The sequence below is a fragment of the Bradyrhizobium sp. B124 genome, assembly GCF_038967635.1.
GTDB lineage: Bacteria > Pseudomonadota > Alphaproteobacteria > Rhizobiales > Xanthobacteraceae > Bradyrhizobium.
Genome location: NZ_CP152413.1, coordinates 3670769 through 3685171 on the forward strand (window position 1 = coordinate 3670769; position 14403 = coordinate 3685171).

Annotated in this window: 13 protein-coding genes and 1 pseudogene; 8 read left to right on the plus strand and 6 right to left on the minus strand. The window is 61.9% G+C overall.

All coding sequences use genetic code 11. The features are described 5' to 3' along the window. The first annotated feature begins 60 nt into the window (after window positions 1-60). Window positions 61-576, plus strand: a complete 516-nt coding sequence (locus AAFG13_RS17700; protein ID WP_092117678.1) for a ferritin-like domain-containing protein — start codon at window positions 61-63, stop codon at window positions 574-576. A 22-nt stretch (window positions 577-598) separates the two neighbouring features. Further along, window positions 599-1168, plus strand: coding sequence for an inorganic diphosphatase (locus tag AAFG13_RS17705; protein WP_342712807.1), 570 nt, complete (start codon window positions 599-601; stop codon window positions 1166-1168). A 978-nt stretch (window positions 1169-2146) separates the two neighbouring features. Here the strand turns inward: AAFG13_RS17705 and uvrA are convergent. After that, the gene (gene uvrA / locus AAFG13_RS17710; protein WP_342712808.1) at window positions 2147-4699 is read right to left on the minus strand and encodes an excinuclease ABC subunit UvrA; all 2553 of its coding nucleotides are present in this window, start codon (window positions 4697-4699) and stop codon (window positions 2147-2149) included. Window positions 4700-6031: 1332 nt separating this feature from the next. On the opposite strand from uvrA, the gene AAFG13_RS17715 reads away from it, so the two are divergent. The 5 genes from AAFG13_RS17715 to AAFG13_RS17735 all read left to right on the plus strand — a co-directional run bounded on the left by AAFG13_RS17715 (window position 6032) and on the right by AAFG13_RS17735 (window position 10582). After that, complete coding sequence (locus AAFG13_RS17715) at window positions 6032-6481, plus strand: hypothetical protein (protein WP_342712809.1); 450 nt, start codon at window positions 6032-6034, stop codon at window positions 6479-6481. 220 nt (window positions 6482-6701) lie between these two features. Beyond that, on the plus strand, window positions 6702-7442 hold the full coding sequence (locus tag AAFG13_RS17720) for an MFS transporter (protein ID WP_342712810.1): 741 nt from the start codon (window positions 6702-6704) through the stop codon (window positions 7440-7442). A 159-nt stretch (window positions 7443-7601) separates the two neighbouring features. After that, window positions 7602-9389: a thiamine pyrophosphate-requiring protein gene (locus tag AAFG13_RS17725; protein ID WP_342712811.1), complete on the plus strand. Its 1788-nt coding sequence runs from the start codon at window positions 7602-7604 to the stop codon at window positions 9387-9389. A 142-nt stretch (window positions 9390-9531) separates the two neighbouring features. Next, entirely contained in the window at window positions 9532-10284 is a 753-nt protein-coding gene (locus tag AAFG13_RS17730; protein ID WP_342712812.1) for a DUF72 domain-containing protein, read from the plus strand. After that, window positions 10250-10582: an MgtC/SapB family protein gene (locus tag AAFG13_RS17735; RefSeq protein ID WP_342712813.1), complete on the plus strand. Its 333-nt coding sequence runs from the start codon at window positions 10250-10252 to the stop codon at window positions 10580-10582. The genes AAFG13_RS17730 and AAFG13_RS17735 overlap by 35 nt, the downstream gene beginning before the upstream one ends. Window positions 10583-11058: 476 nt before the next feature. Here AAFG13_RS17735 and AAFG13_RS17740 read toward each other — a convergent pair whose 3' ends face one another. The 4 genes and pseudogenes from AAFG13_RS17740 to AAFG13_RS17755 form a co-directional block, all read right to left on the minus strand. After that, entirely contained in the window at window positions 11059-11271 is a 213-nt protein-coding gene (locus AAFG13_RS17740; RefSeq protein WP_092117690.1) for a hypothetical protein, read from the minus strand. A 31-nt stretch (window positions 11272-11302) separates the two neighbouring features. Then, window positions 11303-11452: a hypothetical protein gene (locus tag AAFG13_RS17745; protein ID WP_342712814.1), complete on the minus strand. Its 150-nt coding sequence runs from the start codon at window positions 11450-11452 to the stop codon at window positions 11303-11305. 96 nt (window positions 11453-11548) lie between these two features. Further along, window positions 11549-11728: a hypothetical protein gene (locus AAFG13_RS17750; protein ID WP_342713586.1), complete on the minus strand. Its 180-nt coding sequence runs from the start codon at window positions 11726-11728 to the stop codon at window positions 11549-11551. Window positions 11729-11964: 236 nt separating this feature from the next. Further along, window positions 11965-12129, minus strand: a pseudogene (locus AAFG13_RS17755) (sorbosone dehydrogenase family protein); the annotation flags it as partial. Between the two features lie 23 nt (window positions 12130-12152). On the opposite strand from AAFG13_RS17755, the gene AAFG13_RS17760 reads away from it, so the two are divergent. Further along, on the plus strand, window positions 12153-13121 hold the full coding sequence (locus AAFG13_RS17760) for an MFS transporter (protein ID WP_342712815.1): 969 nt from the start codon (window positions 12153-12155) through the stop codon (window positions 13119-13121). Window positions 13122-13323: 202 nt separating this feature from the next. Here AAFG13_RS17760 and AAFG13_RS17765 read toward each other — a convergent pair whose 3' ends face one another. Further along, entirely contained in the window at window positions 13324-14397 is a 1074-nt protein-coding gene (locus AAFG13_RS17765) for a YihY/virulence factor BrkB family protein (RefSeq protein ID WP_342712816.1), read from the minus strand. Window positions 14398-14403 lie beyond the last annotated feature (6 nt).

Genomic DNA, 14403 nt, shown 5'->3' on the forward strand with positions numbered 1-14403 from the left:
GCTGCGAGGAACAAAGCCCAATGCGCGCCGTTCCATCGGTTTGAACCAAGGAGTGACGTCATGGGACTATTCACAAAAGACATCAAGACGATGGATGATCTGCTGCTGCACGGTTTGCAGGACATCTATTATGCCGAGCAGCAGATCCTCAAGGCGCTACCGAAAATGATCGACAAGGCCACCAACCGGGATTTGGTCGCGGGCCTCAAGGGCCATCTCGAAGAAACGAACAAGCAGGTCGAGCGTCTCGAGAAGGCCTTTCAGAAACTGGGCAAGTCGGCGAGCGGTACGCAATGTCCTGCCATCGACGGCATCATCAAGGAAGCGGATGAGACGGCCGGCGAGATCGAAGACAAGACGGTACTCGATGCGGCGATCGTCGCGAACGCGCAGGCTGTCGAACATTACGAGATATGCCGCTACGGCACGCTGATCGCTTGGGCGGAAGAACTCGGCCACGACGATATCGTGCGTTTCCTAACCACCAACCTGAACGAGGAGAAGGCGGCCAACACCAAGCTAAACGCGGTTGCGCTGCGCAAGGGCGTCAACAAGAAGGCCTCCACCGCCGCCTGATCGCCGCCCACGGGTCTGGCGCATGGTCTCGCCAGGCCCGTACCCATTTGTCGTCGCCGAGATCGACGGTCGCGCCATGACCAATTTGACAAAACTGCCAAGCTGGGCCGACGACGACAACATCTTCGCCGTTGTCGAGACGCCGCGCGGAAGCTCGTGCAAGCTCGATTTCGATCCCAAGCTCGGTGTTTTTGCCCTGGCGAAGCCGCTAATGGCGGGTCTGACCTATCCTTACGACTGGGGCTTCATTCCCTCGACCAAGGCCGAGGACGGCGATCCGCTGGATGTGCTGATCCTGCATGACGCGCAGACCTATCCGGGCGTCGTGCTGCGCTGTCGCCCGGTCGGAATTCTCGAAGTCGAACAAAGGCACAAAGGCAAGAAGGAGCGAAACGACCGTGTGTTTGCTGTGCCTGACCGGTCGCCGCTCGAAACGGATATTAAGGATATCCGCAATCTGCCCTCCCGTGCGCGCGACGATCTTGAACAATTCTTTCGAGCGACGAATGCGCTGGAAAATAAGGAACTGAAATTTCTCGGGTGGCACGGCCCGAACCGTGCGGCCAAGACCATCAAGCGTCTGGCCCGCTAGTTGGCCCGGTCTTAATGCACAAATGTTTTAGGGTTCGTCCGCACCCTTTACCGGCTTTGTGCCTCCTTGGAAGCGCAGCGCGCCGCTCATAGTCGGCAGCCAGCGCCTCGATTTTCCAAGCGGCTTCTTAATCATTGATGGAGGCAGCCAAACGTCGATCAGCGGCACATGATCGCTTGCGTCCCGCTGCGACCACGGTTTGGCGCGACACCAGAGCTACCATCCAACGTCAAGCGCGGTCAGAATATACTCATCCGCTCCCGCCCGAAATCCGCTCCGGCAGCGGACGGCTGTGACGTGCGATCGCACGCGCGAGTTCGATATCGGCGGACAAAGGATGTATTCGTGTCGTCATCGATCGCCTTGGTCTCCTTTCGCAAACGGTCGTTACCCTGCAGCAATCGTCGTAGAATGCGACTGGAAAGCGGAGCAGGTCATCCTGGTCTTTCAATCACCCGTCTTGAAAACCGTTCCGGCGAGGAACTGTGCGCCGGACGTACGCGTTGGAAGTGAGGGACAGATACTGAAGGAGAGAGCCATGGGCTTTGGACGAGGCGCATTGTTGTGGTTGCTAGGCGTACCGCTGCCGATCATTCTGCTGCTCGCGATCTTTTGGCACCACTAAACCGGCGACAGGTCAGTCTCTGTCGCCGAAAGGAATGTCGAAGTGCCCTGAGCGCCGACTGGTACGAATAACTAAGCCGCTAGCGCGGGTGTCCGGCATCGCGCAATTGAACCTAGCCGGGAAGCCCTCATTGCTTCTTGACGTTGCAAATGGGACGTGCGGCGGCAGTTCAACCCCGAGAAGCGCGCGTAAAGGTGACTCTCGCCTGATAGCGCGATAAGATCGACACGATCATCGACAAGACCTCTCCATCCAGGACGTTCGCCAGAGGCCGCCTGACGCAAAGATATTCTGCACGTCTATGCACAGGTGCACAGTATCTTCGACTTCGGCAACCTCGGACTTGCTGCTTCTCATCGTCCCGACCGATACTCTTCCAGCACCCGCGCCAGATAGGGCGCCGTGCGGCTCGACTTGTGCTGCGCGATCTCCGCCGGCGGTCCCGCTGCGACGACCTGCCCTCCCTCATCGCCTGCCCCAGGCCCAATATCAATCACCCAATCGCTTGCAGCGACGACGCTCATGTCGTGCTCTACGACAATCACGGTGCTCCCCGCCTCCACCAGCCCGTCGAGTTGAACGATCAGCTTCTCGACGTCGGACGGATGTAGGCCCGTCGTCGGCTCATCAAGGATGTAAATACTTCCGGACCGCTGGGTGCGCTGAAGTTCTGTGGCGAGCTTCACCCGTTGCGCCTCGCCGCCGGACAGCTCCGTCGCCGGCTGACCAAGACGGATGTAACCGAGGCCGACTTGCCGGATCACATCGAGCGATCTCGCAATCTGGGCATTCTCGACGAAGAACGCATGGGCCTCATCGACCGTCATTCCCAAAACGTCGGCGATCGACTTGCCCTGAAGCTTGATCTGGAGGGTTTCCCGATTGTAGCGCGCGCCCTGGCATTCCGTACAAGGCGCATAAACGCTTGGCAGGAAAAGCAGCTCGACGCAGACGAAACCCTCTCCCTGGCAGGTGGGGCAGCGCCCCTTCGGCAGGTTGAAGGAGAACCGCCCGGCATCGAACCGGCGTCGGCGTGCCTCGTTCGTCTGCGCGAATAGCTTTCGCACGTCATCGAAGAGACCGGTATAGGTCGCCAAATTGGAGCGCGGAGTTCGACCGATCGGCTTCTGGTCCACGACGACCAGCCGTTTCAGGCGATCGAGCCCTTCAACGATTTTGCCCATCGATGGCTCGACCGGGGCGCGTTCAAGGGCGTTTTCGTCGTCATCGTCCGGCACATGAGACTGACCAAAATGCCGCCTCAGCGCCTCGACGAGAAACTGGCTAACGAGGCTCGACTTGCCCGAGCCCGATACGCCGGTGACCGTCGTCAATACGCCCAGCGGGAATGCGACATTGATAGCTCTGAGATTGTTGCGCGTGACGCCGCTCAGCTTTAGCCACCGCTGCGGCGCGCGCTCCGTTTGCTGAGGTGGGATAGCCTGACCGAACAGATATTTCGCGGTGCGCGATCTCTCTACGGATTTCAGTCCATCGATTGGGCCGCTGTAAAGGACCTCGCCGCCATGCCTGCCCGCATCGGGTCCGACGTCGACTATCCAGTCCGCATGGCGCACGACGTCCAGCTCGTGCTCGACGACGAAGAGTGAATTTCCCACCGTCTTCAGCCCGTCGAGTGCACGGAGGAGTGCCTCGGTGTCAGAGGGATGGAGTCCCGCGGACGGCTCGTCGAGCACGTAAACCACGCCGAACAAGTTGGAGCGTACTTGGGTCGCCAGACGCAGGCGCTGGAGTTCGCCCGGAGACAGGGTGGGCGTGCTCCGCTCCAGGGTAAGATAGCCGAGACCGAGATCGAGCAGCACGCCAAGCCGCGCGCTCAGATCCTGCGCGATCCGCCGCACGACAATCGCCTTCTCCGGGTGAGCGTCCTGCCGACCAAGAGTGCCATTACAATAAGGCCCCATCAGCTCCGCCAGTTGCTTCAACGGAACGCGCGCCATCTCGGCGATATCCATGCGGGCAAACTTGACGGACAGCGCCTCTGGCTTCAGCCGCTTGCCGTGGCAGGCCGAACATTCGGCGCTCAGCATGAATTGCGAGACCCGCTTCTTCATCATCGCGCTGGTCGTGTTGGCGAACGTCTCCATAACGTAGCGCCGGGCGCCGGTGAAAGTGCCCTGGTAGCTCGGCTCCTCCTTCCGCCGCAGCGCCCGCTGGACCTCCTTGAGGTCATAACCTGCATAAACCGGAACCGTAGGCTGCTCGTCCGTGAACAGGATCCAGTTTCGCGCCTGCTTGGGAAGCTCGCGCCAGGGCGTATCAATGTCGTAGCCAAGCGTCGTCAGGATATCGCGCAGATTCTGGCCGTGCCATGCCGTCGGCCACGCCGCGACAGCACGCTCGCGGATGGTGAGGGTATCGTCCGGCACCATCGATCGCTCGGTCACGTCATAGACGCGGCCAAGACCATGACACTTCGGACAGGCTCCCTCCGCCGAATTGGGCGAGAAAGCCTCGGCATAGAGCAGCGGTTGCGACTTCGGGTAGTCCCCAGCGCGCGAATAGAGCATCCGAAACAGGTTCGATAGCGTCGTGACGCTGCCGACGCTGGATCGTGTGGTCGGCGATCCCCGCTGCTGCTGAAGCGCCACAGCCGGCGGCAGACCCTCGACCTCGACGACTTCAGGCACGGCCATCTGATGGAACAGGCGGCGGGCGTAGGGCGAAACGGATTCGAGATACCGTCGTTGCGCCTCCGCATACAGCGTCCCGAATGCCAGCGACGACTTTCCCGAGCCGGAGACGCCGGTAAACACCACCAGAGCGTCGCGCGGGATGTTCACGTCGACGTTCTTCAGATTGTGCTCGCGCGCACCGCGCACCCTGACAAACCCGCGAGCGGGTTGCCCCGCGCCCTGCTCCAGCTTGTAAACCTTGTCGTCCATCACTCGCCGCCAATGCCGTTAGGGCAGATAACAGGCCCGAAATCCCGATGATCCGCTCACGCTGTCTCTTGGAACCATTACCCATCGCGCTGGTTCGTTCCAACGATGGCCGGATATGAGGCGCATTTTGCTGTTCCCATGCTGGGTCGATAAGTCTATGAACCAGCTCTGCTCCCTGCGCAGCTCGCGGCATGGATGGTGGCGCTTGTCGCGTGAACCACGACGACACTGCCGGCGCAAGCAGCCCTCTCCAGTTCGTAGCTCGAGCAGGTCACCCTCGTGCCTCGCGCGAATGCACAATTGCCGTGCAAACCCGCTGAACGACGTACGCGACCGCAGCGCGCCGCCGGAGTATTGACTTGGTGGCGTCCCGACCGTCTGGGTCCTAGCGAACTACACCTGCGAAACACTCTGCGGGCCGGCGATATCGATCGTGTCGAACGCGCTGGCTGATACCGGCTTGAGCTCGTCGGGACTTTCGGCTTGGCGTTGTCGGCATGATCCCAAGGACACTTCCGCTCAGGCGCTGGCCACGAAGAATGCGCAGGTCAGCCCAAGAAGCGGTCTCGCCGAGCACAGCGTATTTCTGCGGGCGGCCGCGCCGGTATGGCGCTTTGACCGACGCATTCGGCGTACAGCAGGTCTACGATCGCGAGCACGACCAGTTCGCCCATCCCACCGCCGCCTTCGTGGTGACGCCGGACGAGCGGATTTCGCGCGCTCTCGGCCCTTGCGGTCGATGCCGCGAGCCTCCGTCTTGCCTTGGTCGTAGCCGGCCAGGGGCGTATTGGGCGCTGGAGCGAGCAGATCCATCTGCTCTGCTATGGCTTTGATCCGACCAGCGGCACATACACGTTCGCCGCGCGGCGGTTGCTCGTCGCCGCTTCCCCCGTCAGCGTCATCGCCCCTGCCCTGCTGATCGGGCTCCTGCTCCGGCGCGAGCGCGCCACCAGATAGCGCCCAAAGGCTCCATTTCTTGCGATCGCGTTAGAACCGTGTCGAATGCCAGCCAGAACACTGTGCCGAGGAAGAGGCCGGCGGCAATCAACATTGCGCCGGTGACCATCGCGGATAGCCCGTGAATGACCGGCAGGATAAGGATTGCGGCTTCGAGCCAGCGCATCGCCAGCGTTAACCCGCACAGCGCCAGCAGCCAATGCGGGTCCGATCGCACACGGCAGCTGAGCAATGCGCAGAAAGGAAACACAAACTGCCCGAATGAGAGCGCCGCCAGGACGAACTGCCAGCCATTCTTCGCGCGTCATGCTTCGAGTGCGGCGGAATAAAGCGGGTGAACACAGCACGTCGGGTGCGTGGTGCGCCAGCTCGATCATGCGCGGGAACACGCGGCTTATCCAGGGCGTTGCACACGGCGCCCCTGATTCGAACAGCCTCGTCGGCTTCGATGGCGACCATCTGGGCACGGTGGACTCCGTCGTTTTGCATGTCGATGCAAAGGTGCACCGCACGCGAACCGGTCGGCTGAGGAGCCGTCCCATCGCTCAAACCTGCTCGCGATGGCGATCGCCGATAGCCGCGGATCTCGCTGCCGGCGGTTTCGTCTGGAACGAACGCCCCGATCGCGGATTGCCTCGCTATTCCGGCTTCATGAGGCAATGGCGCAGCTTGACGCCATGCGCACCCCACGGGTGGAACTTCGACATACGAGCGGCGTTCGCTGCGGTGGGGATGCTGATTGCCACAGCCTTCGGCCTCAGCACCCTGATCACGCCGCTGTACATGATTATCAGAAGGCCTTTGGCTTCTCGCAGATTACCCTGACGCTGATCTATGCGACTTATGCGATCGGCAATATCGCCGCACTGCTGGTTGTTTGGCCGTGCATCGGACTGTGCCGGCCGGCGGGTGACGGCATTGTCGGCGATTGTGCTCCTAATCCTCGCCGCTCTGGTCTTCCTTTTCGCGCGTGGCATCGCGTGGCTCTACATCGGCCGCATCGTCCTCAGTGGCCTTGGGATTGGCCTTGCCAGCGGCACGGGCAATGCAGTGGCTCGCTGAGCTCGTCGGCGGAGCCGACAAAGGGCGCGCGGCCATCATAGGCACCAGCACCAATTTCCTCGGCCTCGGTGTCGCGGCGCTGCTGTCTGGGCTGCTCGCACAATATGCACCGTGGCCGTTGCAGCTGTCGTTTGTTGTTTATCTCGTCGTCGCGTGCGCGGCCGCCGCCTTGATCTGGTTCACACCGGAAACCGTGCAACATCCAGATCCTGGGCAGATCGAAATTCACCCGAAACTCGCGTGGCCAAGAAAGGTCCAGGCTCAATTCGTGGCCCCTGCGATCACTGGCTTCGGCTTGATGGCGTTGGTCGGCTTTTATGCCTCCTTGATGCCCGCGATCCTGGCGCACGACCTTCGCATCGAGAACCGTGCCGCTGCGGGTGCACTGCTGTTCGAACTTGCCATCGTGGTCGCGGTGGTCATCGTGGCAATGCAGACACTAGCTAGCCGGACCTCGATGCTGTGGTCGCTCGCGCTGATGATCCCCGCAGCCGGAGCGATCGTCATCGCGCAGGTTTCCGCATCGGCATGGGTCATGCTCGCGGCCGCCACAGTTGTCGCTATATCCGCCGGGCTCGGCTACCGCGGCAGCCTTCAGGTGGTCAACCAAATAGCGCCCGACGACGAGCGCGCCGCCGTGGTTTCGACCTATTTCGTGTGCTGCTTCATCGGCAATGCGCTGCCGGTGATCGGCGTCGGCCGCTGTCGAGCCTTACCGATATGACCGTCGCCGAGAGCGCATTCTCGAGCATGATCGCGGCTTTCGCGGTGGTCGCGCTGATCGTCGGTCTGCTCGACGGGCACTGATCGCGGAACCCCTTTGATAGGAACGGCCGGCCGATCGAACAGTTCAACCCCGAACGTCAGCCCGAGGTGGCCTCTCATGTCCAGAACTGTCAGCGACTTCATCGCCCACCGCCTGCACGATTGGGGCGTGCGGCACGTCTTCGGCTACCCCGGCGACGGCATCAATGGCGTATTCGGCGCACTCAATCGCGCAGGCGGCCGTATCGAATTCATCCAAGCGCGTCACGAGGAAATGGCCGCGTTCATGGCGTCGGCTTTCGCAAAGTTCTCCGGGCGTCTCGGTGTATGCATTGCGACATCGGGACCGGGAGCCTCTCATCTCACAACCGGCCTCTATGACGCGCTGCTGGACCACCAGCCCGTGCTCGCCCTCGTCGGCCAGCAGCCGCGCAATGCGCTTGGCGGCCAATATCAGCAGGAGCTCGACCTCGTCTCGATGTTCAAGGACGTGGCCAGTGCCTATGTCGCCCAGGCCTCTACGCCTGCGCAGGTCCGCCATTTAATCGACCGCGCCGCGCGCATCGCGCTGGCCCGCCGCACCGTGACCGCGGTGATCCTTCCAAACGACCTTCAGGAAGAGGCCTACCAAGACCCGCCGCGCGCCCATGGCACGCTGCGCTCCAGCATCGGATACACCCCGCCCCGCGTCGTACCGCATGAAGCTGACCTCGACCACGCCGCGGACATTCTTAATGCGGGAAAGAAAGTTGCCATGCTGATCGGAGCCGGCGCGCTTGGTGCGAGCGAGGAGGTCATCGCTGTCTCGGACCGGCTGTCAGCCGGCTGTGCGAAGGCGTTGCTAGGAAAGGCTGTGGTACCCGACGATCTTCCCTGGGTCACGGGATCGATCGGACTGCTCGGCACCGAGCCGAGCTACGACTTGATGATGGAATGCGACACGCTGCTGATGGTCGGCTCCGCCTTCCCCTACTCGGAATTTCTGCCCAAGGAAGGCAGCGCCCGCGGCGTGCAGATCGACATCGATGCCAACATGCTGTCGATCCGGTTTCCGATGGAGGTCGGCCTCGTCGGCGACGCTGCCGAGACACTGCGCGCCTTGCTGCCGAGGTTGCAGCAGAAGAGCCAGGACGGATGGCGCAAATCGATCGAGGGCAAGGTGCGCGAGTGGTGGACGACACTAGAGGATCGCGCGCGGCAGCCCGCCAAGCCGGTCAATCCTCAGCGCGTCTGCTGGGAGCTGTCGCCCCGCATTCCCGACCGCGCCATCATCACCAGCGATTCCGGATCCTGCGCTAACTGGTTTGCTCGTGACCTCAAGATGCGGCGCGGCATGAGTGCCTCGCTTTCGGGCGGCTTAGCCTCGATGGGAGCAGCGGTCCCCTACGCGATCGCGGCCAAATATGCTGCCCCCGACCGTCCCGTGATTGCTCTCGTCGGCGACGGCGCCATGCAAATGAACAATATGGCAGAGCTGATCACGGTCGCGAAATACTGGCGGCAGTGGAAAGACCATCGTTGGATCGTCTGCGTGTTCCACAATGAGGACCTCAATCAGGTCACTTGGGAGCAACGGATCATCAACGCCGACCCGAAGTTCGAAGCGTCGCAGCGGATCCCAAATGTCTCCTATTCACGCTTTGCTGAGATGATCGGACTGCGCGGCATCTATGTCGATCGATCCGATCTCGTCGGGCCGGCCTGGGATCAGGCCCTCGCAAGCGACGTCCCGGTGGTGCTGGAGGTGAAGACCGATCCGGAGGTGCCGCCACTTCCGCCGCACATCACGCTGGAGCAGGCCAAGAACTTCTCCATTGCCTTGGCCAAGGGCGACCCCAACGAGGTTGGCGTGATCCGTGGTGCCGCGCGGCAGGTACTGGAGACGATCCTTCCGGGGAAGGAGTGAGACGACCGCGGAGGCATGATCGCGACCGAACGGGTCTCTTCCCTGCGCCCGACGGTCGATCGGTGCTAGGGCGGAAAGCCGGCGTTTGCCGACCGCAGCGGGATCACCAAAGACGACTTCGTTAACTAGCCCGGACCATGGCATGACGCGCATCCTGATTGGTACCTCCGGCTGGCACTATTCGTCCTGGCGCGGACCATTCTTTCCGAAGGGGATGCCGCTCAATCAGCAGCTCGACTATTACGCGACCCAGTTCCCGACCACGGAGCTGAACGGCGTGTTCTACCGCACGCCGACGGCGAAGGCAGTCACCGGTTGGCACGATGCGACGGGTGCGGATTTCGTCTTCGCCTGGAAGGCTTCAAAGTTCATCACGCACTGGAAGCGCCTCTCCGCGAACTCGGTCAACAGCCTTGAATTGCTCGAAGACCGTCTATCCCTGCTGCGCAACAAGGTGGGTCCGATCCTGTTTCAGCTTCCGCCGAATTTCACGATCGACGCCGATCGGCTGGCGTCGTTCCTGAAATTACTGAAGCGGCGACGGCGCTATGCCTTCGAATTCCGTCACCCGAGCTGGTACGCGCCGCACATCCTGAAGCTCTTGGCGACCCACAATATCGCACTCTGCATTTCCGATCATCACGACGCGCCGGCGCCTTGGAAGCGGACAGCCGACTTTGTCTATATTCGCTGCCATGGTCCAGGCGGCCGATACAGCGGCCACTACAAGCGGGCGGTGTTGTCCGACTGGACGAAGCGCATCCGCGGCTGGAAACGGCGGGGATGCGATGTCTATATTTATTTCGACAACGACCAGAAAAGCGCGGCGCCGGCCGACGCCAGAAGGCTTTGCGAACTGCTTGGATCGGCGCCTCCGCGACGACCGACCCAATAGAAACGAACAATTCCACCTCCGCGTTGGCTCCCAGCAAAGAAACCGACACGGGATATGCAGTTTTATCCACCTGGGCCGACAAAGCCATCGCCTCGCCCTGACCATTCTGGCGAGCGCCATCATCGGCTTTGACGCGGTGCGCGCCGGCACGCCGCCTGGGCTCAGAACCACAATTCTGGTCGGCATCGCCGCCTCGCTGTCGATGATCCAGGCCAATCTGCTTCTCACCCTCGAGGGAAAGGACTCGGGCTCTTTCGCCGTCGTGGACCTGATGCGACTACCGCTTGGCATATTTTGACGGGCGTTGGCGTATCGGTGGCGGTACGATCCTCAGAGAGGCGATCGGGTGACCGGCGTAGCGACGACCGCGCCCCTCTGGCTGATAACGGTGATTGGACTTTGCCTCGGCGGCGGCCAGCTCGCGCCGGGCTGCATCAACCGTCATCTGGGTTTGTCACCCTCTCGGTTTCTTAAAGGGGTTGAGATCCCGCGGCTCCAGCGGATGAACAGCACCGCCATGGCGCTCAGCCAGATCTCACGGCCCACCACCCAGCACGCGCGACTCTAGACGTTTCGCCGATCCGCTCCGCGGCCATAGCTCGCGGGGCGGAGTGTGCATAGGGGCTACACCGATGGCCAGTTACCTTCCGTGGGTTTTGATCGCCGGAGGGTTCGTGACGCTCATTGTCATGGTGCTGCTCTGGCGCGCCAATTATGTGAGCTCCGACTAGTCAGCCGGCTTGCCGAGCGCGCCGGATTCCTGCTCGGGCAATATCAACTTGCCCGCTTGGTCAGGGCCGCCTCGCCCTCCTCGCGACCGGGCACGCTGACATGGACCTCGTGCCCCATCCTGATCGCCAGAGCCGCGGCAGCTGCCGCCGACTCGAACGCCGCCTCTTTGGTGGCGTATCCGCCGTTGACATTGCCATCATGCAGGACGCCCCATTCTTCGCCGGCGGCGACCACCGCATATTGAGCCAATCCCATCATGTCCTCCTAAGTCCAGGCAAGCACTGTATCATGTCCCATTCCGCTCGAATCTCTCGCGGACAACCTCGTCGCCGGTCTGAACTGACCGCCTGTTGCGGAAATGATGCTGCAGCACTGCGAAAATCAGGGCGGTCAGCAGCACAAGCGCTGCGATGCCGTAGATGATTTCCAGACCCATATCCATAGGTCCCGGATATTGCCGAATGTCCGGCTGAGGACGTCACCTGTTCGGCGAACGCGGCGATCATAGACCGGTAGCCGTTGGTCGCCCGTGTCATTGCGTGTTCGATTCATGCCACTTTTCAAGGTCCGGCTTCTCGTCTTTGTGGCGTTGCTCCTTCTCGGGATTGCCCTTCCAGGGGTTGTCGGTTTGCGCATGCGAACCCCAGTCGCTGGAGCGCCCGGAATCCTCCGTCACAGGTTTCTTGTTCATGACGGTCTCCTCAAGATTCATGACGATCTCCTCCACAGGAGAAGCCCCGACATTCGGATGCGTTCCTAAACACCCCCTTGTTCAGGGCCACCCGCGACCGGGTCAGCGATCATTATCACAAGTACGTCCAGGACGTTGATCGACAGTTCCCCGACCTCTTGATTATCGCTTCCCTCAACTTTTCGTCGAGCAGGTCGAGACGGTCAGCCGATACTATTTCTACAATCGGGGTTTCGCCGCGGCCGTGGACCGAGCCCTCAGGGTTGACCCAAGCCGGTCACGCGCCACACGGTGTTGCCGACGTCATCGGCAATCAACAGGGCGCCGGCTTTGTCGATCGCCAATCCCACCGGCCGGCCGCGGGACTTCTGATCATTGAGAAAGCCTGTTACGACGTCCTGCGTCTGTCCGTTCGGATGGCCATCTGCGCCGCGCCTCCGCATCTGTGGCCTGTGCCTGCCGTCAACTTCTTCATGGCGGACATGCAGTCGGGGATGGGCCGCTCGTCGGGGTCTTCCTGCAGTTGCATGGCTGGAATAGCGGCCTGATCGGGACCGCGCTGACGCTCGGCAATATCGCAGGCATGCTGATCACGACCCTGATCGGCGGCTGCATCGACACGACGAACCACATGCGGGCGTGGGTGATCGTGCCCGGCGTCACCGTCGTGGTGGCATCGGCCGTCATCTTGCTGTCGCAAACATTCTGGGCCGTTGCACTGTCCCAGGTCGCAACATCGATCGCGGGTGGGGCCATCGTTCCGGCTGTCACCGGTATCACGCTCGGCATCGTCAAGCAGCGCGGCTTTAACCGGCAGAACGGTCGCAACCAGGCCTTCAACCATGCCGGCAATATGGTCGGCGCCGCGGCATCTGGCTATCTCGGCTGGCAATATGGCTACGGGGCGGTCTTCCTTCTCGCCGCCCTGTTTGGTGCGATCACGATCGCCTGCGTCCTTTTGATCCCGTCCGACAGCATCGATCACCGCCCGGCACGCGAAAAGGAAGATGATCCCGAAAGTCAGCCTCACGGCTTTGCCGTGCTGGTTAAGCACAAGCCGCTCCTGGCGCTCGCGGTCGCATTGGCCGTATTTCATCCCGGGAACGGGGCAATTGTACCACTCTACGGCCTTGCTGCGGTTGCCGGCGGTCATGCCGATGGCCCGAGCTTTGTCGCAACCACGATCGTGGTGGCTCAGGGGGTGATGGTCCTCGCGTCGATCGCCGGCATGCGCGCGGCCGAGCGCCGGAACTACTGGCCCGTCCCGCTGCTGTCGTTCCTGGCCTTGCCCATCCGCGGCGTATTCGCTTTTTTCTGTCCGACTGGTGGGGCGTCCTGCCGGTGCAAATCCTCGACGGCATCGGCGCCGGACTGCAAAGTGTCGCCGTACCGGGAATGGTTGCGCGATCGTTGAACGGAACAGGGCGTATCAATCTCGGGCAAGGCGCGGGCATTACCGTCCAGGGCGTTGGCGCGTCGCTCAGCCCCGCACTCGGCGGCTGGATCGCACATTGGATCGGCTATGGCCCAGCCTTCTTGGTGCCGGTGGGCTGGGACTCCTGTCGGTCGCGATCTGGATCGCTTTCCGGTCAACCCTGAGGCAGTCGAGCGTCTTGCTACGACGCCCTGCCAACCGTATCCGCCGTCCTTGCGCCCCGTGGCTTGCTACCCTCGGTCGAATCGATAGCGGTCTGATGCTCGATCTCCGAATTCAATTCTGCGCCGCACAGCACGATGATAGCGGACATCCACATCCAGGTCATCAGGCCAACGGCCGCGCCGAGCGAGCCATAGGTCGCGCTGTAATTTCCAAAGTTTGCAAGATACCAGGAGAGCAGCGCGGAACCGATCAGCCATAGGAGGGCCGCCGCGACGGCACCGACGCTGAGCCATTGCCAGCGCGGCTTGGTTCGGCTGGGGCCATAGCGGTAGAGCACCGCAAGCGCTATTAGGAGTAGGAGCGCCAAGATCGGCCACCGTCCGAACCGGACGATAAGCTCGGCCCGTGTGCCCAGGCCAATCTGCTGCAGCAGAAGGGGCACGACGACCACAGCCCCGACCATCAGCATGATCGAGATCAGAGCTGCGACGGTGAATGAGAGGGATATCAGATTGAGCTTGAAGAAGCCGCGCTTCTCCTTCTCCTCGTAGACGACGTTAAGCGCATCGAAGATCGCTTTCATGCCGGCATTGGCGCTCCAGATCGCAATCAGCAGACCGACCGCAAAGGTCAGGCCGAGCGTCGAAGTGCCCTTCGCCAGCACGCGGGCGATCTGGTCCTGGACGATCGCGAATGAACCTTCCGGGAGCATCAGCGCAAGGCTTTGCAGATTGGACGAGATCGTCCACGGATCGGCGAACAGGCCGTAACTCGAGACCAGCGCGGTGATGGCCGGGAAGACCGCCAGCAGGCCGTAGAACACGACGCCGGCGGCGGTCGCCAGCAGCCGGTCCTCGTCGATCTGCTGATAGGTTCGCAGCAGAATATCCTTCCACCCCGCGGCCGGAATCTGAAGCGGCGTCTCAGCCAGCCGTCCACGATCCTGGGCTTGGGCCAATGCGGGCTCGACGCCTTGCTCGCGTTCGACCGGCGCCTCCGACCGCGAGACATGTCGATAAATCGCGAGCGTTGCCAGAGCCGTCGCACTGGCAAGCATCAGGTCGTTTGGCCAACTGGAGCGCTGTGACATCGCTAG